Raw genomic sequence first — 1,784 nt, 5'->3', positions numbered from 1 at the left:
GCTGGCAAGTCGTCTGCGCAGGTGAAGGCCACCTGGGCGCGTCTGACCTTCTCTGGTAAGGCCACGCCTCCCAAGGAAGTGCCGACCGCTGCCGACGTGAAGAAGCACGTGGCCTCCAACGTGGATGCCATTGGCTACATCGAAAAGTCCGCGGTTGACAGTACTGTCAAGGTCGTCCTGACTGTGGAATAAGCCTGGCGAGCCAGGATCCAAGGGCATCATGCGGGACTCCTGCATGGTGCCCTTTTTCGTTTGGGTTGATGTCTTTCAGCTCTTCAACAGAAGGAGTCCCGTCATGACAGACCATTTGCGTCGTCCTTCATCGGTGGCATTGGCAGCCTTGCTTGTGTGCGCCAGTGCCCATGCTGACTATCACTCGGCAGACGGTAATTTCAGTCTTTCTGGTTTCGGTACGCTGGGCATCACCCGCTCCAGTACCGACGATGCGATCTTCAATTACCCAGGCCAGGGTGGCGGCGCGACGAAACGTGCCAGCCCGGATCCAGACAGCAAGCTGGCCGTGCAGGGTACCTACAAATTCTCTCCCACTGTCTCGGCCACCGCGCAGGTGATGACCAAGTACGATGCTGAAGGGCAGTACATACCGAGCATGGAATGGGCGTTTGCCAAGTGGCAGGCCATGCCTGGTTTGTCTCTGAGAGCAGGGCGCATGGGGGCACCCTTCTTCATGATCTCGGACTTCCGGGACGTGAACTACACGAGCACAGCGGTGCGCCCTAACCTGGAGGTTTATGGGCAGGTGCCGGTGAGCCAGTTCGAGGGCGTGGACGCGTCCTACGAGTTGAATCTGGGCAATACGACGCTGACCTCGTCTGTCTGGACGGGCAATACCAAAGCGAATTACGCCACGGCGTTGACGGGGCCAACCGACGAAATCATCCTCAAACAAGCCGTGGGTGTAAATGTGTTGGCGGATCTGGGTAATGGCTTTACGTTGCGTGTTGGGCGAAGCCATGGCAAGTTGACTGTCAATTCGGAGTCCGCTCGCTTGGTGAGCGATGGTGCCAATTCCGTTGTGGAGGGTTCACAGGCGTACGCCGCTTTGGCACCCGGTGCAGCTGGGGCGACATCCGGAGCCACATCCGCAGCGATCTCTGCGTCCATCCCTGGTGCGCTTGCCAATGCCGATGGCGCCGCGCAGGTCAGCGACCTGCTCAATCCCAAAGGCGTGGATTCATCTTTCACGGGCATTGGTCTTGGGTATGACCAGGACAACTGGGTCGCCAGCCTGGAGTACACCAAACGCAAAACCAAGAGCTTCATTGCCGATACAACGGGGTGGTATGGCTTGGTTGGTTACCGGGTGGGTAAGTTCACCCCATATGTTGGTTATGCCAAACTGACGACGGACCGAACCTCTAGCAGTCCCGTACAGACCAATTCATTGGCGAATTCAGGTAACGTCGATCCCGATTTTGATGAGTTGACACGTCAAGTGAACCAAGGCGTAGCTGATTTGTCCGCAGGCGTGTCCATGTTCATGGCCTCTCAATTCGTCAATCAGAAAACATCGACGCTCGGTGTACGTTGGGATGTGCATTCCGGCCTTGCCTTGAAAGCGCAGTTCGACCGCATTACCAAAGACGCCAATTCCGTGGGCACGTTCCTGATCCCGGATCCAACAACCGCATCCGGTCAAGCCTTCACCGCCAGCAAGAAGGTCGTCAACGTGATCAGCCTGTCGGTTGATTTCGTGTTCTGAGCGGAAGGGAGCATCACATGAACATCAAGCACACCCTTCAAGCCGCCGCCGCAGTTGCACT

At 57.1% G+C, this 1,784-nt stretch carries 1 protein-coding gene and 1 pseudogene; both read left to right on the top strand.

Going from position 1 to position 1,784, the window contains the following annotated elements:
* Window positions 1-192, top strand: a pseudogene (locus EPO09_RS02510) (hypothetical protein); the annotation flags it as partial.
* 103 nt (window positions 193-295) lie between these two features.
* Window positions 296-1,723: a hypothetical protein gene (locus EPO09_RS02505; protein ID WP_290639828.1), complete on the top strand. Its 1,428-nt coding sequence runs from the start codon at window positions 296-298 to the stop codon at window positions 1,721-1,723.
* Window positions 1,724-1,784: the final 61 nt, after the last annotated feature.

The organism is Aquabacterium sp. (assembly GCF_004297345.1).
Lineage (GTDB): Bacteria > Pseudomonadota > Gammaproteobacteria > Burkholderiales > Burkholderiaceae_C > Aquabacterium.
Note: the sequence above shows the minus strand (reverse complement) of the source record. Positions and strands in the feature narration are given on the sequence as shown.

Coding starts and splice junctions, on each gene's coding strand:
- EPO09_RS02505 (WP_290639828.1), top strand. CDS start 296: ATGACAGACCATTTGCGTCGTCCTTCATCGGTGGCATTGGCAGCCTTG.